At 59.9% G+C, this 19,763-nt stretch carries 18 protein-coding genes; 3 read left to right on the forward strand and 15 right to left on the reverse strand.

Going from position 1 to position 19,763, the window contains the following annotated elements:
- Positions 1-105 precede the first annotated feature (105 nt).
- From BOP93_RS18855 to BOP93_RS18920, 14 genes are all read right to left on the reverse strand, one after another.
- Positions 106-402 (reverse strand): flagellar protein FliT, encoded by a 297-nt coding sequence (locus BOP93_RS18855; RefSeq protein ID WP_065884542.1) that lies wholly within the window; start codon positions 400-402, stop codon positions 106-108.
- A gap of 25 nt (positions 403-427) precedes the next feature.
- Complete coding sequence (gene fliS, locus BOP93_RS18860) at positions 428-832, reverse strand: flagellar export chaperone FliS (protein WP_104504154.1); 405 nt, start codon at positions 830-832, stop codon at positions 428-430.
- A 138-nt stretch (positions 833-970) separates the two neighbouring features.
- Positions 971-2,365, reverse strand: coding sequence for a flagellar filament capping protein FliD (gene fliD, locus BOP93_RS18865; protein ID WP_104504156.1), 1,395 nt, complete (start codon positions 2,363-2,365; stop codon positions 971-973).
- A gap of 81 nt (positions 2,366-2,446) precedes the next feature.
- The gene (locus tag BOP93_RS18870; RefSeq protein ID WP_104504158.1) at positions 2,447-2,797 is read right to left on the reverse strand and encodes a flagellar protein FlaG; all 351 of its coding nucleotides are present in this window, start codon (positions 2,795-2,797) and stop codon (positions 2,447-2,449) included.
- A 79-nt stretch (positions 2,798-2,876) separates the two neighbouring features.
- The gene (locus BOP93_RS18875) at positions 2,877-4,298 is read right to left on the reverse strand and encodes a flagellin (RefSeq protein WP_104504160.1); all 1,422 of its coding nucleotides are present in this window, start codon (positions 4,296-4,298) and stop codon (positions 2,877-2,879) included.
- Positions 4,299-4,562: 264 nt separating this feature from the next.
- On the reverse strand, positions 4,563-5,492 hold the full coding sequence (locus tag BOP93_RS18880) for a ketoacyl-ACP synthase III (RefSeq protein ID WP_104504162.1): 930 nt from the start codon (positions 5,490-5,492) through the stop codon (positions 4,563-4,565).
- A 279-nt stretch (positions 5,493-5,771) separates the two neighbouring features.
- On the reverse strand, positions 5,772-7,376 hold the full coding sequence (locus BOP93_RS18885) for a flagellar hook-associated protein 3 (RefSeq protein ID WP_104504164.1): 1,605 nt from the start codon (positions 7,374-7,376) through the stop codon (positions 5,772-5,774).
- 14 nt (positions 7,377-7,390) lie between these two features.
- Positions 7,391-9,436 carry a flagellar hook-associated protein FlgK gene (gene flgK, locus BOP93_RS18890; RefSeq protein ID WP_104504166.1) on the reverse strand — a complete coding sequence of 682 codons (2,046 nt, stop codon included), beginning with the start codon at positions 9,434-9,436 and terminating at the stop codon, positions 7,391-7,393.
- Between the two features lie 10 nt (positions 9,437-9,446).
- Positions 9,447-10,712, reverse strand: coding sequence for a flagellar assembly peptidoglycan hydrolase FlgJ (flgJ, locus tag BOP93_RS18895; protein WP_104504168.1), 1,266 nt, complete (start codon positions 10,710-10,712; stop codon positions 9,447-9,449).
- Between the two features lie 4 nt (positions 10,713-10,716).
- Positions 10,717-11,826, reverse strand: a complete 1,110-nt coding sequence (locus BOP93_RS18900) for a flagellar basal body P-ring protein FlgI (RefSeq protein ID WP_420220240.1) — start codon at positions 11,824-11,826, stop codon at positions 10,717-10,719.
- Between the two features lie 6 nt (positions 11,827-11,832).
- Positions 11,833-12,528 (reverse strand): flagellar basal body L-ring protein FlgH, encoded by a 696-nt coding sequence (flgH, locus tag BOP93_RS18905; protein WP_057721329.1) that lies wholly within the window; start codon positions 12,526-12,528, stop codon positions 11,833-11,835.
- A gap of 52 nt (positions 12,529-12,580) precedes the next feature.
- Entirely contained in the window at positions 12,581-13,366 is a 786-nt protein-coding gene (gene flgG / locus BOP93_RS18910; RefSeq protein WP_057721328.1) for a flagellar basal-body rod protein FlgG, read from the reverse strand.
- Positions 13,367-13,436: 70 nt separating this feature from the next.
- The gene (locus BOP93_RS18915; RefSeq protein ID WP_057721327.1) at positions 13,437-14,177 is read right to left on the reverse strand and encodes a flagellar basal body rod protein FlgF; all 741 of its coding nucleotides are present in this window, start codon (positions 14,175-14,177) and stop codon (positions 13,437-13,439) included.
- Positions 14,178-14,536: 359 nt separating this feature from the next.
- On the reverse strand, positions 14,537-16,099 hold the full coding sequence (locus tag BOP93_RS18920) for a sigma-54-dependent transcriptional regulator (protein WP_104504172.1): 1,563 nt from the start codon (positions 16,097-16,099) through the stop codon (positions 14,537-14,539).
- 256 nt (positions 16,100-16,355) lie between these two features.
- Between BOP93_RS18920 and phhA the strand changes: the two genes are divergently transcribed.
- The 3 genes from phhA (at position 16,356) to BOP93_RS18935 (ending at position 18,795) form a co-directional block, all read left to right on the forward strand.
- A complete protein-coding gene (gene phhA, locus BOP93_RS18925; protein WP_104504174.1) occupies positions 16,356-17,147 on the forward strand; it encodes a phenylalanine 4-monooxygenase in 792 nt (263 codons plus the stop codon).
- Between the two features lie 98 nt (positions 17,148-17,245).
- Positions 17,246-17,602 (forward strand): 4a-hydroxytetrahydrobiopterin dehydratase, encoded by a 357-nt coding sequence (locus BOP93_RS18930; RefSeq protein WP_104504177.1) that lies wholly within the window; start codon positions 17,246-17,248, stop codon positions 17,600-17,602.
- On the forward strand, positions 17,602-18,795 hold the full coding sequence (locus BOP93_RS18935; RefSeq protein ID WP_104504179.1) for an amino acid aminotransferase: 1,194 nt from the start codon (positions 17,602-17,604) through the stop codon (positions 18,793-18,795). The genes BOP93_RS18930 and BOP93_RS18935 overlap by 1 nt, the downstream gene beginning before the upstream one ends.
- A gap of 125 nt (positions 18,796-18,920) precedes the next feature.
- Here the strand turns inward: BOP93_RS18935 and BOP93_RS18940 are convergent, their stop codons facing one another.
- The gene (locus tag BOP93_RS18940) at positions 18,921-19,730 is read right to left on the reverse strand and encodes a UDP-2,3-diacylglucosamine diphosphatase (RefSeq protein WP_104504181.1); all 810 of its coding nucleotides are present in this window, start codon (positions 19,728-19,730) and stop codon (positions 18,921-18,923) included.
- Positions 19,731-19,763 lie beyond the last annotated feature (33 nt).

Raw genomic sequence — 19,763 nt, forward strand, 5'->3', positions numbered from 1 at the left:
CTTATTACCTACTAGACGTCTGAAATCTGAAAACAACACTAGTTAAGTCAAAAATGCTGGCACAGTCAAATATATGACGCGCCGTTCGGACCAACTGAGCCTCTATCAGCCGAACAGATGGTAGACCTTTGACGCATTTTTAGCTTGGTTGATCTGCGACATCTCTTCAAAAATCGCCTGGCGCTCGCCGGTCGTCACTTCAAGCAGCTGCTGGTAAACCGCCAACAGACTCTCCAGCTTTTCCCGCAGCGCATCCTCGTCCACCGGCGCCTGGCTGAGCACGTCATCGATCACGTTGCGACAGCCCAGGTCCAGTTCGCCGATGGCGTCCCAGTTGCGCGCAGCGAGTGCGTCGACCAGGGCTTCACGGGTTTCATCTATGCGTTGCAGTGCGTGGCTCATGACGTGTTCCTCAAGGCCGGTGGCCTTACTGTGCGGCGCCTTGGGGTGCAGCGATGGCATCCCAGCCTTCCTTGACGGTGATCAGCAGCTTGGCGACTTCGTCGATCATGTCGGCATCGTTATGCAGATTGGCTTCCATCAGGCGGTTGGTCATGTATGCGTACAGACTTTCCAGTTGTTGGACATACCCTGGGGTTTCGCTTTTCTCGGCGTCCAGACCGTCGCGCAGACCGATTATGATGTCGACCGCTTTGCCGAGCATCAGGCCCTTTTGCGCAATATCTCCACGCGCCAGCGCACCCTTTGCCTGGGCCATGCGGTCCAGGCCACCCTCCATCAGCATCTGCACAAGGCGATGCGGGCTGGCTTCGGAGATCTGAGCGTGGGAATTGACCTTCTGGTATTGGCGAAGGGCGCGCATGGGATTCATGGTTCTACCTCGTAACAGGCGACAGCGAAAAGGATTTCAGTAACCAATATGTCGACGGGATCGCAGAAAACTTTAACCCGGACGGCCCCGAAAAAAACAAAGCCCGGCAGACAGGCCGGGCTTCCACATGCTTCAAAATCAAGTGTTTTTCTGGTTATTCAACGCGTTGAGCGTGCCCATGATGTTGTTACTTTGCTGGCGCAACTGGGCGACCAGCGAATCCATCGCCGCGTATTTGCGTGTCAGGCTGGCCTGCAGATCCGCCACATGCACGTCCAGTTCCGCCTGGTCCTTGCTCAAGGTCTTGAGGCTATCGGAGAGAGCGGTCGTGCGCGTCGCGAAGATACCGGTGGTCGCTTTGGCATAACCTTCAGTGGCATTGGTCATGCGTGCCAGCAACCCGGTCTTGCCGCTGAACATACTGCTGATATCTGCAGAGTTGGTGAGCGCGATCTTGTCGAAGGTCTTGTCGTCCATCGTCAACAGACCGGTACCGGAGTCGGTACTGATACCGAATTGTGCCAGGGACTTGATGGTGCCGTTCCCGGACAAAGCGTTGAACTCGGCGCGCAAGGCGCTTTGCAGCGAGCGCATGTTGGCGTCACCGGTCAAGGTCGCTGATACGGAGTTACCCGCCGCGTCCTTGGTCACCTTGGTTTCGGCATTCATCGCCTTGAGCAAAGCGTTATAACTGTCAACAAAGCCTTTGACCCCGGACTTGAGCGCAGCGGTGCTGGTACTCACGGAAATCGTCGTGGTTGCCTTCGGCCCGTCCGGGTCCTTGGTATCCACGGGAGGTGAAACCGACAGCAGCTTGATGCTGACCCCACTCACCGCATCGGTGATGTTGTTGGTCTTGGATGTATAGGGCACGTTATCGATGGTGTACTCGGCGTTCTGCGGCGTATCGATCACTTTGTAGCCGGTATCGATACCCGAGTTGCCCGACAGCGTCAGGTCCGAGCCGACCCCGCCCGTGGTGGACGTCAACACCATGCGCGAACCGGTGGAGTCGGTGACGATGTTGGCACTGAGCCCGACGGTGCCGAACTGGGTGTTGATCGAGTCACGCACTTGCTGCAGGGTTGCGCCCGGCGCCACGCTCAGGTCGAACTTCTTGCCCGACTGGGAGATGGTCAGGGTGGTGGCGGCAGTGCCCTTGTTGACCACTGTCGAAGCGCCGCCGGCCAGGGTGACCGTGGACAGTTTGGAAGGCTGGGCGAGTTTATTGACCACCAGATTGAAACTGCCGTTGGCAGCGCCCTGAGCGGTGGTCATGGTCGCGACCTTTTCATTTGACGAAGTGCCGGTCAGGCCACTGAAGCTATTGTCGTCGGTCATGCTCTTGATGGCGCCACGGAAGGCGTCCAGCGCCGACTGGATCTTGCCGATCGACGACAACTGGGTAGTCGCTTTCTGTGACTGGGTGTTGATCTGGGTCTGCTTCGGCGCCCGATCGGCGTCGACCAGGGCTTTGACGATGCCCTGGATGTCGATACCAGAACCCACACCGTTTACCGTTGTACTCGCCATCGTCTTTCTCCTAATACGGCTGCTGGCGTTTTCTTGACGAACCGCACTTCAAGAAAGCAACGCAACAAGTTTCATGCCAGTTCAGACCTTTTCATCGAACAGCACATGACTGGCGGTGGCCAGGTTCTGTGCAAGCTTCAAGGCCGTTTCCGACGGAATCTGGCGGATCACCTCGCCACTTTCAGTGGCGATGACCTTGACCACGACCCGATGGGTGGAATCATCAATGGAAAAATCCAGTTTGCGCTGGGCCGCTTGTACGAATTCTCGAATATCGGTGACTGCCTTTTCCAGGTCAGCCCGCTTCGGCTCACCGGCGGCCGGCGCGATCGCCTCGACCTTGGCGTTGTCTTTGTCCGCAACCACCGCAGTGGCCGGGCCTTGAGGGGCTACCGGTGGATAAGACGAGGCCAGCTTTACACTCATGTCCATGTCCAATCTCCTCTACAACAACCGAAAAAGACGAAAGGGCACGTAAACGCGCCCTTCCGTCAGTTACCAAGCGACGCTATTACTGAAGCAGCTTCAGTACAGCGGATGGCAGTTGGTTGGCCTGCGACAGGATCGCGGTAGCAGCCGACTGCAGGGTTTGTTGCTTGGTCAACTCAGCTGTTTCAGCAGCGAAGTCGGTGTCTTGAACGGTGGAACGTGCAGCGGTGGAGTTTTTCTGAATGTTGGTCAGGTTGTCCACGGTAGTAGTCAGACGGTTCTGAACAGCACCCAGGCCCGAACGTGTGCTGTCGATGCCGCCGATAGCCTTGTCCAGTACCGCGATGGCCGATTGTGCGTTGAAAGCGCTGCTGACGTCGGTCTGTGCAACCGTGGTCTTGGCGGAAGCTGCGGCAGTACCTGCTGCGGCGAACAGACCGGTTACACCGGCGCCGTTCAGGGCGTAGCCTTTGGACGAGTCCAGGTTCACCGCACCGGTAGCGATCAGGCCGTCGGCCAGAGCGACGCCGGTACCGAAGGCACCCTTACCGTCTTTGGTAGCAACAGTGATCGAACCGGCGTCAGTGGAGGCGCTGAAGTTCAGGTTCTCACCGGAGTCGGACTTGACCGACAGGGTGCCTTTGGATTCGTCATAGTTGACGCTGATACCCAGTTTAGCGGAGTTGGATTTCAGCTGGTCAGCCAGGCTGGCGGTATCGGTAACACCGGTGAACGTGGTGGCTTGGCCGCCAACAGTCATGGTGAAGGTAGCAGGCGCGGTCTTGGCGGCAGCACCCACGCTGAATTGAGCTTCAGTGCTGGCGGAAGCGCTCAGGCCACCTACAGCGCCGTTCAGTTGGCTGGCGATGGTTTTAGCCGATGCGCCTGCTGCTACGGTAACAGAAGCGGTCTGGCCATTACCGGTGATACCGATAGCACCACCGGCAACCCCTGTGGTGCTAGGTGCAACGCCGACGCTTTTGATCTGCTGCGACCCGATGTTGTTGGCAGCAACGTTGTCCAGGGACAGGTTGATGGTTTCGTTGGCGTTGGCACCAACCTGGATGGCTTTGGTACCGTACGAACCGTCGAGCAGCTTCTGGCCACCGAACGTAGTGGTTTGCGAGATACGGGTCAGTTCCGAAGTCAGCGCCTGGTATTCTTCCTGGTTGGAAGTACGGTCGGCGTCGCTCAGGGAGCCGGTAGCCGATGACAGAGCCAGGGTACGCATTTTTTGCAGAATGTCGGTCGAAGCCTGCATTGCGCCTTCAGCGGTTTGCGCGATGGAGATACCATCGTTGGCGTTCTTTACAGCTTGACCCAGGCCGTTGATCTGGCTGGTCAGACGGTTGGAGATCTGCAGGCCCGAGGCGTTGTCTTTAGCGCTGTTGATGCTCAGGCCAGTGGACAGACGCTGCATGGAGGTTTGCAGCGAGTTGGCCGCTTTGCCAAGGCCGTTCTGGGTAGTGATGGAAGCAATGTTGGTGTTTACTGTTAAAGCCATGACGAAATCCTCGATGGATGGATACTGCGGCTTCCGGCCCTGGCAACCGCCGGGTGTGGCCTGAGAACCTACGTAATAGTTATCGTCGTGGTAGCCGGTTGCTTGAGGGTTATTTTGATTTTTTTTACTAGCCCTGTGCCAGCCCTTGCAATTCAAGCAGTTAGCGAGACTGAAAACCCCGGTTTCATTGGCTTTTCTGGCGCCAAATAAAAAACGCCGATGATCTTTCGATCATCGGCGTTTTTTTATACGACCCTCAACGGCTCATGGGCGATACAGAATCGCCGAGCCCCAGGATAGGCCCACGCCAAATCCACTGATCGCCACGCGCTTCCAGGTGGCATCCATCACGTGCTTTTCCAGCAGCAACGGAATGCTCGACGACACGGTATTGCCGGTCTCGACCATGTCCTTGATGAACTTGTCCACCGGCGCATCTTCAAAACGGCGCGCCACGGCGTCAACGATGGCCGCACTGCCCTGGTGAATGCAGAATGCATCGATGTCATCGGCCTTGAGATCCGACTCGTCGAGCAGCTCGTGCAAATGCGCCGGCACCTTGAGCAAGGCAAAGTTGAACACCTGGCGGCCGTTCATGAAGAACACGCCGTCGCTGACCTTAAGGTGCGGCGCGCCGGAGCCGTCGGTGCCGAACTTGGATTTGCCGAGCAACCACGGCGCGTCTTCGCCCATCCAGGTGGCGGTGGCGGCATCGCCGAACAGCATGGTGGTGTTGCGATCTTCCGGGTCGACGATTTTCGAGTACGGGTCGGCGGTGATCAGCAGGCCGTTTTTCAGGCCGGTGGCTTCCATGAAGCCCTTCATCGCGTAGATGCCATACACATAGCCGGAACAACCCAGGGAAATATCGAAGGCGGCCACATGGGTCGGCAGGCCCAGTTTGTCCTGGACGATGGCGGCGGTGTGGGGCAGCCCTTCTTCGTCGCCGTTCTGGGTGACGACAATTACCGCGTCGATGGACTCGCGCGTCAAGTCCGGGTTGCTGGCAAACAACGCGTTGACCGCTTCTACACACAGGTCTGAGGTTTCCTGCGCGGCTTCCTTGCGCGGCAGGAACGCCGACCCGATCTTGCCGATGATGAATTCTTCATCCTTGGCGAATTTGGCACCCTGGGCGTAGTTATCGATACCGTCCGCCGGCACGTAACTGGCGATGCTTTTTATGCCAATCATTGTGGCTTCCCAATACTAAATAGCTGGAGAACACCCCAGGGCCTATGCCCGGAGTGCTGACAATAAAGGGGATAACCCCATAAAAATTCGCTGAAAGCCGTCCCGCAAGGATCCTGTGACGACTCATCCTTTTCACACGATACAGTGAAGATGCGCTTTATGACTCACAGGTCACTCAATTTTGTGTGGTTTATGCAAAACCTTCAAACAATTAACCCCATAAACGACAACGGCCCAACCTGTTTCCAGGCTGGGCCGTCGAGCTGCTCTGTTGCGCACTTACATCTTGTTGAACAGGCTCAATTGGGAAATTTTCACGAAGGCCAGTTGCGAAGCCTGCAGCATGGTCTGCTGCAACGTCAGGTTGATCGCCGCTTGCGCCGTGTCGATATTGCCCAGGTCGCTCATGGTGCTGGTGTTGGCCAGACCGATACTGGTGTTTTCACTGGTCTGGATATCCAGAGCATTCTGACGCGCACCAATGGAACCGCGCACACCGTCGATCTGGGTGCGGGTGTTGGCAAAGTTACTGATGGAGGCATCCAGCGCGTCCCGCAGCTTGAGCATCGCTGCCGGGTTGCCGTCTGCCGGTTGTTCCAGAGCCTGGCGCAGCTGGCTCAAGGTATCCAGCGCGTTCTGGGTCTTCTGGGTGCTGGCCGACACCGCGAACTGATCACCCGCCTGCGGCGTGCCGCTGACATCAAACTTCACCCCGGCGGCGGTGACAGTGGCAGCGCCGCCAGTGTCACCGGTGGCAATCGCCTTGCTGTCTGCGGTATAGGGCTGGGCATACACGTCATAGGCCGTGGCGCTGGTGAACTTGATCACCGCCCCGCTGTTGGCCGGGAAGGTACTGGCATAGGCCGCCTGGTTAATTACGCTGGCGTTGGTCAATTGCGCGGTAGAGGCGTTGCTGGGCGTACGCGAGACACTGAAACTGTCCGGCTTGGCGCCCAGGCTGAACGAGCGGTCTTTGACCAGTGCATCGGAATCCGGCCCGGTAGCGACGTCTTTGAGGTTGAAGGTAATATCGAAATTCACCCCGCGCAGGCTCACCGTGGAGCCCTCCTCCTTGGTGGCGTCGAAGCTGCCGTTGCCGGCAATTTCGGAGGTGATGTCATTGCCGTTTCGGTCGGACACCTTGAACTGCGTACTGCTGGTAAACGTCAGCTGGTAAGGCTGGCCATCCGCGAATTTATTGGTGTAGTCGGTTTCCGACGTCACCAGGCCAGCCGACAACGCCACTTTATTGTCGTTAGGCACCGGTGCTGTCGCCGGCGGTACCACGGCAGGCGGGATCCAGGTCGCCTGGGTGCGGCCCGAGTTGATGGCGCCGCCCATGATGCTCTTGCCGGTATCACCGGCATTGACTTTGAGCGTGTCGGAAACCTGCAGGCTCAGGGGCGTTTCGTCGCCCTGATAATTGTAGGTGCCGTCGCTGTTGCGACTGTAGGGCGGGGTCGAAGTCTTGGAACCGGAAAACAGATAATTTCCCGACGAATCCTTGCTGTTGAGCAAGCCCAGCACCTGGTCCTCGATGGCGCCAATCTCGCCGGCAATCGATTTGCGATCCGCATCGCTGAGCGAGCCGCCGGCGCGCAGGGCAAGCTCGCTGGCTTTTTGCAGCGCATCATTGATCGAACCCAAGACGCTTTCTTCGTTGGTCAGGGAGTTCTTCAGGCTGGTGATGTTGCCGTTGAACTGACTGAGCATGTCTTTCTGCTGTTGCAGCATCAGCAAACGCGCCGCAGCGACCGGGTCATCGGAAGCGGTCTGCACGCGCACGCCGGTGGACGCCTGCTCCTGGGCCTTCACCACACTGGAATAGTTATCCGAATACTTGGCCGAGCTGGTTTCGAAATATTGAGCAGTGGAAATACGCATCGTCCCAGACTCCTTTAAAGACTATTGATCAGTGTGCTGAAGGTTTCTTGCGCAGCCTTGATGATCTGCGACGAGGCGGTGTAGTACTGCTGGAACTTGATCATATCGCCCGCCTCTTCATCCAGGTTGACCTGGGACACCGAGTTGCGCGCATCCTGGTTGGCCTTGAGCAAGGCACCGGTGGCGGTGGTGTCGGTATTGGCCGAAGCGGCCTTGGCGCCGACAGTCGAGACCAGCCGACTGTTCGCCGTCACCAGGCTTACACCGCCGCCACTGCCATCGGACATGCCAACCGTCGCCTTGGTCTGCAAGTCGAGCAGCGCCTGGGCGTTACGGTTATCCGATTTGCCCGAGGCATTGAAGGAAAACGTGGTGCTGTCACCGTTGGCAGGCAAACCGCCGACCGTGGTATCGAACTTGAAGCTCTTGGCCGGCACCAGCAGTGCGCCGTTGGCATCGCGCATCGGTACATCGACGGTGATTTTATTGCTTTGGCCGGGAACGATGGTGCCGGTTCCGATCGGATTACCCTGGGCGTCATTGAGTGTGTAGCCCTGGGTGCCGTCAGCCGCAGGCTTGCCGAAGACCATCTTCACCGGCATCGAGTGTTCGATGCCGGTACGCAGTTGCGCAGTGTCGGCGCCGCCATGAATATTGATCGGCAGGGTCAGAGTCGGCGGAGTAAAGCTGCCGGTGCCCTGATTAGTCTTGCTGCCCTCGCCCAGCAACGGCCCGGCGAACGCAATTTTATTGGCATCGGTCAAAGCGGTGCCGATGTTTGCCGCGCCACTGGCCGTAGGGCTGACTTTGAAACTGTCGCCCGCCGCTATCGGCCCCTTGCCATCAAGCGCCAGCGTGAAACCGTCAATTACCGGCGGCGGCGCGGTATTGGTATCGAACGCGCCCATGGCCTTGCCGTCGGAACGCACGACGTTGTAGTTGTTGCCGCTGGTGAAAGTTACTTTGTAGTCGTAGGTCGACAGCTTGCTGGTGTCGCTGATGCTCACGTTCAAGTTGCCCGAGCCGCTGCTGTTGCCCATCGCGCCCTGACTGCGCTGGGCGATGGCGGCCGCGCTGTTGATGTCCTTGAACAGTGACGAACCGAAGTCGCCGTTAAGGTCCAGGCCCTGGCCCAGTTGGCTGTTGACGGTGTCGGCAGTGGCCAGGGCGATGCGCCCCAGGTCATTGATGGCCGGCATCAGCGCGTCACTGCGATAACGCAGCAGGCCGCCGATGCTGCCGCCGCTGAGCACATTGCCCAGGTCGATCGCCGTACCACCGCCGGCATTGAGCACGATGGTGTACTGGCTTGGGTCGCTGTTGCTCGAGACCGCCGAAATCGTATTGGACTGATCGCCCAGCACCAGGGATTGGCCGGTGCCGGTGCTGACGCTGAACACGCCGTTTTTTTCACTGGTGGTCACGCCGACCAGTTCATTGAGCGAACGCACCGCTTCGTTGCGCGCATCCAGCAAGTTGGCCGGGGCGCTGCTGGCGGAGCCCTGGGCCAGGGTGATCTGCTTGTTCAGCGAGGCAATAGAGGTCGTCAACTGGTTGACTTGATCACTCATGGTGCCGAGTTGACCGTTGATCGACTGTTTCTGCTCGTTCAACTGGCCGGCGATCGAGTTGAAACGATTGCTCAAGGTCTGGGCACTGGTCAGCAGCACTTGCCGGGCGGACACATCGCTGGGGTTGGCCGCCGAGGTCTGCACAGCGGCGAAGAACGCACTGAGCACCGACGACATGCCGGTGGTCTTGTCCGACAGGGTCTTGTCGATGGCGCTGGCCTGGCTGGCATACGCCTTGGCATCGTTGCTCAGCGCCGTGCTGTTCTGGTAGGCCGCATCGAGGAACTCGTTATACACCCGACGCACATCCGCTAGGGTGGTGCCGCTGCCGATGTACACGCCGCCGTAGGGGTTGTTGGCATTGGCATTCTGCGTGGTCTGCTGACGCGAATAACCCGAGGTGTTGGCGTTGGCAATGTTATTACTCAAGACCGACAGCGATCCTTGAGCGGCATTGAGCCCTGACATCCCGATACTGAGCAAACTCATGGTTCAGACCTTATAAATGTGTGGTTGCGCCAGCGGCAGCGTAATTCTGGTAACTGTTCATGTTTCTGGCGATCTGCGAAATCTTGCTGGCGTAGGCCGGATCGGTTGCATAACCGGCTTTTTGCAACTCGCGTACAAACTGTTCCGGGTTATCGGCTGATTTCACAACTTCTTTATAGCGATCATTGCTTTGCAGCAGGGTCACGAGGTCATGGAAGCTGTCCTGATAGGAGCTGTAGGAGCGGAACTGCGCCGTCTCCTTGACCATCGCGCCGTCGCGAAACTCGCTGGTGATCGCGCGGGCCTGACCGCCCTGCCAGCTCTGGCCGGCCTTGATGCCGAACAGGTTGTGGCTGCTGCTGCCGTCTTCGGCGCGCATCACCGATTTGCCCCAACCGGTTTCCAGGGCGGCCTGGGCCACCAGGTACTTAGGATCGATACCGATCCGCGCGGCGGCGGCCTTGGCCATCGGCAGCATGGTGGCGACGAACTCATCCTGCGAGCTGAAGGCCTTCTTCGCCGGTGCCAGCGGTGGCTGGGCAATGGCGCGGCCGTAGACCTGCATCTTGCCGCTCGGTACGGCAACGCTGCGCGCGCTGCTGTTGATCACGTTGTCATCGGCGGCACTGTTGCGCAGTGGCGCGACTTTGGCTTCGACCTGGGTGCTCGGCACGATACCTGCGAGCAGGCGGTCGGTCAGTTTGCTCGGCAAGGCGATACGGCGCTGATTCATCAGCTCCATATCGTTGCTGTGGGACGCAACGGCACCGGGCTGTGGCTCGGCGACGCGGTAAGCCCACAACGGACGCTGCCCATTGGAGCGCCCCAGCGGCCCCTCGGCCTGGGTACCGGCGGCAATTTCGGTCGGCACCTCGACCTTCTTCACCGCTTCAACCGCGGCGGGGCCCTGCAAGGTGGCCGCCTGGGCGTCCACCGGTTTGTTCTTTTGCATCTGGCGCATCAGTACGTCGGCCAGGCCGATACCGCCGCCTTCGCGGGACATCGATACCGCCAGTTGCTGGTCGTACATCTCCTGGTACTGCTTGGCTGCCGGCGTGTTCATCGGGTTGTCCTTGCCCAGGACTTCGGTGGCCGAACGCATGGATTTGAGCATCTCGCTCAAGAACAACGACTCGAACTCCTGCGCAACTTTGCGCATGTTGCCGTCGCTGTTCTTGTCGTCGCCGACCTTGAGCTGGTTAAGCCGGTTCAGGTCGGAGTAGGACCCCGAGTCCGCCGTGCTGGTAAGACCGCTCTTGCGCATATCCATGACCATGGCCTCAGATCACGATCAGGTCGGCTTGCAGGGCGCCGGCCTGTTTCAGGGCTTCGAGGATCGCCATCAAGTCGCCGGGGGCGGCGCCCACCTGGTTCACCGCGCGGACAATCTCGTCCAGGGTGGTACCGGGGCCGAACTTGAACATCGGCTTGGCTTCCTGCTGGGCATTGACCCGCGAACGTGGGACCACGGCAGTCTGGCCATTGGACAATGGCCCGGGCTGGCTGACGATCGGGTCTTCGGTAATGGTCACGGTCAGGCTGCCGTGGGTCACCGCCGCAGGCGAGACCTTGACGTTCTGGCCGATCACGATGGTGCCGGTGCGCGAGTTGATAATGACCTTGGCCACCGCCTGGCCGGGGTCCACCTCCAGGTTTTCCAGGATCGACAGGTAGTCCACGCGCTGGCTTGGGTCCAGGGGCGCGGTCACGCGCACCGAACCGCCATCGATGGCCTGGGCCACGCCAGGGCCGAGCATGTCGTTGATCTTGTCGACCACGCGCTTGGCGGTGGTGAAGTCGGAACGGTTGAGGTTCAGGGTCAGGCTGTTGCCCTGGTTGAACCCGCTCGGCACGGTGCGTTCAACCGTGGCGCCACCGGGGATGCGACCGGCCGACGGCACGTTGACGGTGATCTTCGAACCGTCGCGGCCTTCGGCGTCGAACCCGCCCACCACCAGGTTGCCCTGGGCGATGGCGTAGACGTTGCCGTCGATACCCTTGAGGGGCGTCATCAGCAAGGTACCGCCACGCAGGCTTTTGGAGTTACCGATGGACGAAACAGTGATGTCCACCACCTGCCCCGGCTTGGAAAACGCCGGCAAGTCGGCGCTGATCGACACCGCCGCGACGTTTTTCAGCTGCACGTTGCCCGACCCCGCAGGCACCTTGATGCCGAACTGCGACAGCATGTTGTTGAAAGTCTGCAGGGTGAACGGGGTCTGGGTGGTCTGGTCACCCGTACCACTGAGACCAACCACCAACCCGTAGCCGATCAACTGGTTGGAGCGCACGCCGGAAATGCTGGCGATGTCCTTCAGGCGTTCGGCCTGGGCGACGGCGCTCACGCAAAGCAGTAATGCCGCCACCAGCAGGTGTTTGAAGTTCAAGATGGCCACCTAGAAAGGGAACAACGGGCTAAGGAAGAAACGGTCGAACCAGCCCGGCTGGCTTGCATCGGCAAACGAACCCGTGCCCGAGTAGGTAATGCGCGCATCGGCAATCCGCGTCGACGGTACGGTGTTGTCGGTGGCAATGTCATCGGCGCGCACCATGCCGGCAATGCGCACCAGCTCATCGCCCGTGTTGAGGGTCATCCACTTTTCACCGCGTACGGCGATGATGCCGTTGGGCAAGACGTCGGCCACGGTCACGGTGATCGAACCGGTCAGCGTGTTGCCCTGGGCCGCCGCGCTTTTGCCGTTGGTGGCACGGTCGCCGCTGTAACCGGCGTCGAGGCTCAGGTCACCACTGCCCAGCGGGTTATTGGTGTTGGGCACGCCGCCGAACAACGACGTCAGGCCCAGGCTGGCCTTGCTGGTCTTGCCGATCTGCGAGTTGGCGTTCTTGCTGGCCTGGGTGCGCTCGTTCAGGGTGATGGTGATGATGTCACCGACCCGGAACGCCTTGCGGTCGCTGTACAGGTTCTGCTCGAAACCGGCCTGGTAGATCGAGCCATTGTTGGCCGCCGCCGGCAACGGCGTGCGCGGCAACACCGGCGCGTAATACGGGTCATTGGGTTTCGGCGACGGGGCGACACAGCCCGCAAGTACGGCGATCCCACTCAATGCCAGAACAGAAACAAAGCGATTCATGACCCTAACCTCACGGTGTTGCAGGCGCTTTCGAAGGCGCCCCATAGACTGATTACAGATTCTGCGTAACGAACGAAAGCATCTGGTCGGCGGTGGAGATCACCTTGGAGTTCATCTCGTAGGCGCGCTGGGTGGTGATCATGTTGACCATCTCCTCGACCGTGCTGACGTTGGAGGTTTCCAGGGTGCTCTGCAGCGTGGTGCCGAAACCGTTCAGGCCAGGGGTGCCGATTTGCGGCGCGCCGCTGGAGGCGGTTTCCAGGAACAGGTTGTTGCCCATGGCCTGCAGGCCGGCCGGGTTGATGAAGTCAGCGGTTTGCAGGTTGCCGATCACTTGCGACGCCGGGTTGCCGGCCACGGTGATGGACACGGTACCGTCGTTGCCGACGGTGAACGTCTTGGCGTCAGCCGGAACCACGACGGCAGGCTCCAGGGCAAAACCGTTGGCGGTCACGATCTGGCCGTTGGAGTCGAGGTGGAAGGTACCGTCACGGGTGTAGGACGTGGTCCCATCCGGTTGCAGGATCTGGAAGAAGCCACGGCCGTTGATCGCCATGTCCAGCGGCTGACCGGTCTGTTGCAGGTTACCGGCGCTGAAGTTTTTCTGGGTGCCGACGATCTGCACACCGGTACCCAGTTGCAGACCCGACGGCAATTCGCTGTCCTGGGTCGACTGGGCGCCTGGCTGGCGCTTGATCTGATAGAGCAAGTCCTGGAACTCGGCGCGATCACGTTTGAAACCGGTGGTCGACACGTTCGCCAGGTTGTTGGAAATGGTCGTCAGGTTGGTGTCCTGGGCGGACAGACCTGTTTTGGCAACCCATAGAGCCGGAAGCATGCTGTTCTCCTCTGTGCGCCTGTTTGTTGGCGCCGTGCTGCACTGTTTATGTAAAAGCTGGCTAAGGCTGTTAGCTCATCTGCATGACGCGGGTCATGGCCTGGTCGTCTTCTTTAGCGCTGTTCATCATCTTGATGTGCAGCTCGAACTGCTTGGAAAGCGCCAGTACCGCAGTCATTTCCTCAACGGCATTGACGTTGCTCGCCTGCAGGAAGCCCGAGGTCAGCTTGACGTTCGCGTCGGCCTGGGCCGGCTGGCCATCCTTGGTGTGGATGGTGCCGTCCAGGCCTTTGGTCATGTTCTTGAGGTCGGGCTGGACCATCTTGATGCGGTCCACTTCCGCCATCACCCGTGGCCCCTCGCCCATGGCGCGGATGCTGATGGTGCCGTCGGAACCCACTTCGATTTTCTGCTGCGGCGGCACGGCAATCGGGCCGCCGTTGCCCATGATTGGCATACCGTTGCCGGCCCGCAGTACGCCCAGCGCATCCACGTTCATGCTGGCGCTGCGCACGTAGGCTTCGCCGCCATCCGGGGTTTGCACGGCCATCCAGCCGTCGCCGCTGACGGCCACGTCCAGGTCACGCCCGGTTTCGATCATCGCGCCGGGGGTGAAGTCAGTGGCGGGCCGCTCGGTCAGGGCAAAGGCCCGCGCCGGAAAGCTGTCACCGAACACCGGCATCGAGCGCGCCTGCTCCAGGTCGCGCTGGAAACCATTGGTGGAAATGTTCGCCAGATTGTTGGCATGGGCCTTCTGCGCCAGAGCATTCTGGCTGGCGCCGGTCATTGCCACATAAAGGTACTTGTCCACGCTCTATCCTCTTTCTGACGGACGCTTGCCGCCCACCGTTGTACTGAGGAGGCTTAAGCAATTTGCGAACCAACTTTTAAAAAGAGGGTGAAGTCCAGGCGCGGCGGGGGTTTGCTCGAAGGTGTTTGAAAACAGGGAGGGAGGGATAGTCGAAAAAACGGCGGACTACTGCCGCTTACGGCAACGGCGCAAATTAATGTGGGAGGGGGCTTGCCCTAATGCCAGTCAGTAAAGCGAACAAAATGCTCAAACCTTCGAAGATACACTGTGGGAGGGGGCTTGCCCCCGATAGCGATGTATCAGTCAGCTCATCTATAACTGACCTACTGCCATCGGGGGCAAGCCCCCTCCCACATTGGTTATTTGTCGGTCTTGAGGATTTCGTAATCGCGCAGTTTGTTGGCAATGGTGGTGTGGGAAACGCCCAGGCGTTTGCCCAGTTGTCGGCTGCTGGGATGCTCGGCGTACAGGGCTTCGAGCACGGCCTTTTCAAACCGCCCGACGATTGCGTCCAGCCCACCCTCCAGCGAAAAATCGCCAAGCGGCTGACGCACGCCATAATCGGGCAAGCGAATATGCTCAACCTTGACTGTCCCGCCTTCGCACAACGACACCGCCTGGAACAGCACATTTTCCAACTGCCGCACATTGCCCGGCCAGTGATAGTGGCTGAGCTTGTCCATCGCGGCAGGCGCCAATCTGGGCAACGGGCAACCGATCTGCCGGCTGGCTTGATCGAGAAAATGCTCGACCAACGGCGCCAGCCCATCAAGGCATTCGCGCAACGGCGGAATATGCAACGAAAGTACGTTCAAGCGGTGATACAGGTCCTGGCGAAATTCGCCGCGCGCGCACAGTTCAGACAGATCGACCTGGGTCGCGCAGATCACCCGCACGTCGAGGTACACCTCTTCATCGCTGCCCACGCGACGAAAGCAACCGTCCTGCAAAAAGCGCAGCAATTTGACCTGCAGGCGTGCGCTCATTTCCCCTACGCCGTCGAGAAACAACGTACCGCCCGCCGTCAGCTCCAACAGCCCCAGCTTGCCTTCGGCCCGGGCGCCTTCGAATGCACCGGGGCCGTAGCCGAACAACTCGGTCTCGGCCATCGACTCCGGCAAGCCCGCGCAGTTGAGCGCCATCAATGGCGATTGGCCACGCGGGCTGGCAAGGTGACAGGCGCGGGCCAGCAATTCCTTGCCGGTACCGGTTTCGCCTTCTATTAATAGAGGCGCATCCAAAGGCGCCATGCGCCGGGCTTCGCGAACCACGGCAGCCATCACCCTGGAACTCTGAAAGATGCTGTCGAAGCCGCGCAGTTCCTGCTTGCGTACATTGTAGATACGCTCGCCGACCCGATCGGCGCGGTGCAGGGTCAACACCGCGCCGGCCATGGCTTCGCTGTCATCGTGTTCGGAGGACTGCAGCGGCGCGATGTCGGCCAGGAACACATCGCCCTTGACCTTGACCCGCAGGCCATTGATCCGCGACTTGCTCGCCCGCACCAGTTCCGGCAAGTCGAAGTCCTCGGCGTAGCGCGACAGCGGAATACCCGGCACTTCGTCCACACGCACACCCAGCAACTGCGCCGCCGCCCGGTTGGCCGCGACGATGGAGCCGCCCATGTCGATGGACAGCACCGGAAACTCCAGGGCGCCCAGCAGCGCATTGAGCTCCATGTGCCGGCGCTCGCTGGGCATCAGCCCTACCCTCTTCACGCCAAACACCCCGCCGATCGCCTCAAACTGCGGGCGCAGTGCCTGGAACTGCATGTTCACCAGGTTCGGGCAGAACAGGTAGATGGCATTGCCATGCTCGCCGCCAACCTCGCCCTTGGCGACGTTCACGCCGTACTCCACCAGCAGGTTGAGGATGTCCCGCAGGATGCCGATGCGGTTCTGGCAGTGCACTTTGATACGCATGAAAAGGTCCGAAGGTGAGTAGGCGCCGTGTCTTTTTGCCGCTGGACGCAGATAGTCGTCAAGATTATGTGACAGTGCGCAAGCTTTTCCCAGCCCAATGCCGCGAAGAGTCACACATCCGTAACGAATAGTTTACGAAATGCGGTAACTTTTCTTACCCATAGACTTTTGAACCCGGTGAAAACTCGCCGCGCGCGGGTTATCAATAGACACACAGCAGGACATAACAAGAACGAATGCCTAGCAGGAGAGCCGTATGAAGCAGACGCACTACGTGGCCCGCGAGCCCGATGCGCAAGGTTTTATCCACTACCCGCCAGAAGAACATGCGGTGTGGAAGACCCTGATCACGCGCCAGTTGAAGGTGATCGAGGGCCGTGCCTGCCAGGAATACCTGGATGGCATCGACAAGCTCGGCCTGCCCCTGGATCGCATCCCGCAGCTGGGCGAGATCAACACAGTGCTGGCCGATACTACCGGCTGGCAAGTCGCCCGCGTGCCGGCGCTGATCCCCTTCCAGACCTTCTTCGAGTTGCTCGCCAGCAAGCAGTTTCCGGTGGCAACCTTTATTCGTACCCGCGAAGAACTGGACTACCTGCAAGAGCCGGATATTTTCCACGAGATCTTCGGCCACTGCCCGCTGCTGACCAACCCCTGGTTTGCCGAATTCACCCACACCTACGGCAAGCTCGGCCTGGCGGCCACCAAGGAGCAACGGGTGTACCTGGCGCGCCTGTACTGGATGACCATCGAGTTCGGCCTGGTGAACACACCCGAAGGCCTGCGCATCTACGGTGGCGGCATTCTGTCTTCGCCCAAGGAAAGTGTGTATTGCCTGTCGGATGAGCCTGAACGCCAGGCGTTCGATCCGCTGGAGGCGATGCGCACGCCCTATCGCATCGACATCCTGCAGCCGTTGTACTTCGTTTTGCCCGAGCTCAAGCGCCTGTTCGACGTGGCGCAGGAAGACATCATGGGCATGGTCGAGCGTGGTAAGCAGTTGGGCCTGCACGCACCGAAATTTCCGCCAAAGCCCAAGGCTGCTTGAGCTGTGCATTTTCAGGCCAGGTGAGTCTGTTCCCTGGCCCCGCGTTGCTTTAGGGTAACGCCCACTGACCTTCAATCATTCGAATTCAGGACACCTTCATGACCACCTTGAACCAAGCCCATTGCGAAGCCTGCCGCGCCGACGCCCCGCAAGTCAGCGATGAAGAACTGCCGGTGCTGATCAAACAGATCCCGGACTGGAACATCGAAGTGCGCGACGGCGTGATGCAACTGGAAAAGGTTTTCCTGTTCAAGAACTTCAAGTTCGCCCTGGCCTTCACCAACGCCGTGGGTGAAATCGCCGAAGCCGAAGGCCATCACCCTGGCCTGCTCACCGAATGGGGCAAGGTCACCGTGACCTGGTGGAGCCATTCCATCAAGGGCCTGCACCGCAACGACTTCATCATGGCCGCGCGCACCGATGAAGTGGCCAAGAGCGCCGAGGGCCGCAAGTAATGCACTTCGATGCGATTGGCCGCGTACCTGGCGATCCGATCCTCGGGCTCATGGACCTGTATGCCCAGGATGCCAACCCGAACAAGTTCGATCTGGGCGTGGGTGTCTACAAGGACGATCAGGGCCTGACGCCGATTCCAGACTCGGTAAAACGTGCCGAGCAGCGCCTGGTCGATTCCCAGGTCACCAAGACTTACATCGGCGGTCACGGCGACGCAGCGTTTGGCAGACTGATCAGCGAATTGGTGCTGGGCGCCGATTCGGCGTTGATCGCCGAACGTCGTGCCGGCGCCACCCAGACACCAGGAGGCACCGGCGCCCTGCGCCTGAGTGCCGACTTTATCGCCCACAGCCTGCCTGGCCGTGGCGTTTGGCTGAGCAATCCGACCTGGCCGATCCACGAAACCATCTTCGCCAAGGCCGGGCTCAAGGTCAGCCATTACCCTTACGTGAGCAGCGACAATCGCCTGGACGTGGCGGCGATGCTCGCCACCCTGAACACTGTACCCAAGGGCGATGTGGTGCTGCTGCACGCCTGCTGCCACAACCCGACCGGGTTCGACCTGTCCCGGGATGACTGGCGCCAGGTGCTGCAGATTGTGCGCGAGCGCCATTTACTGCCGCTGATCGACTTTGCCTACCAGGGCTTCGGCGACGGCCTGGAGCAGGACGCCTGGGCGGTGCGCCTGTTTGCCGCCGAGCTGCCGGAAGTATTGATCACCAGTTCGTGCTCGAAGAACTTCGGTTTGTATTGCGACCGCGTGGGTGCATTGATCGTGTGTGCGGCGGATGCCGAGAAGCTCACGGACGTGCGCAGCCAGCTCGCCAATACGGCGCGCAACCTGTGGTCGACGCCGCCGGATCATGGTGCAGCTGTGGTGGCGACCATCCTTGGCGATGCCGGGCTCAAACAGCAGTGGAGCGACGAAGTCGAAGCCATGCGTTCACGCATTGCGCAATTGCGCGTCGGGCTGGTGGACGCGCTGGCGCCCCACGGCCTGGCTGAGCGGTTTGCGCATATCGGCACCCAGCGCGGGATGTTTTCCTACACCGGCTTGAGTGCCGAGCAGGTCAGGCAACTGCGGGAGAAGCACAGTGTGTACATGGTCAGTTCGGGCCGGGCCAATGTGGCCGGGGTTGATGCCACACGGCTGACGCTACTGGCCCAAGCCATCGCCGACGTCTCAAGCTGAAGACACAGGAATTAAAAATGTGGGAGGGGGCTTGCCCCCGATGGCAGTGGATCAGCCAGCTTATATTTAGCTGACCCACCGCTATCGGGGGCAAGCCCCCTCCCACATTTGACCCAGTCAAGACTTCAGGTTGTGACCCTCTCAGCCTTAAGCAGTGCCTCTTTGGCCTGCGCATCCGCCAACCGATACAGCTCGATATGCCCATCCCAGTGCTCGATCAACGCCGTGCACGACTCCACCCAATCCCCGCAGTTCAGGTAATCCACCTCGCCCACCTTGCGAATCTCGGCATGATGGATATGCCCGCACACCACGCCGTGCAACTCGCGCTTGGTCACCTCGTGGGCGATGGCCTCTTCGAAATCGCTGATAAAACTCACGGCGGTTTTCACCTTGTGCTTCAAGTACGCCGACAGCGACCAATAACCGTAGCCATAGCGCGCGCGCCAGTGATTGAGCCAGCGGTTCAGCGTCAGGGTGAATTCGTAGGCCGAGTCGCCAAGGAAGGCGAGCCAGCGGTGATAGCGTGTGATCACATCGAACTGATCGCCATGAATCACCAGCAGATGGCGGCCGTCTGCGGTCACGTGCACCGCCTCGTCCACCAACTGGATATTGCCCAGGATCAGCTTGGAGTAGCGCCTTAGAAACTCGTCATGGTTACCGGTGACATAGATCACCTCGGTGCCGCGCTTGGCCATGGTCAGCAGGCGACGGATCACGTTGGTGTGAGCCTGGGGCCAATACATGCCGCCACGCATTTTCCAACCATCGATAATGTCGCCCACCAGGTACACCTTGTCGGCGTGGTAACCCTTGAGAAACTGCGATAGATGCTCGGCCTGGCAGTCCCGAGTGCCCAGATGCACGTCGGAAATCCACAGGGTTCGCACCCGTTGCTTGCGGCTGGGCTTGGCGAATTCGGCACGGGTCATGGGAGTCCCTCGACGCTGTTTTCGCGAGCTTGC

The organism is Pseudomonas orientalis (assembly GCF_002934065.1).
Classification (GTDB): domain Bacteria; phylum Pseudomonadota; class Gammaproteobacteria; order Pseudomonadales; family Pseudomonadaceae; genus Aquipseudomonas; species Aquipseudomonas orientalis_A.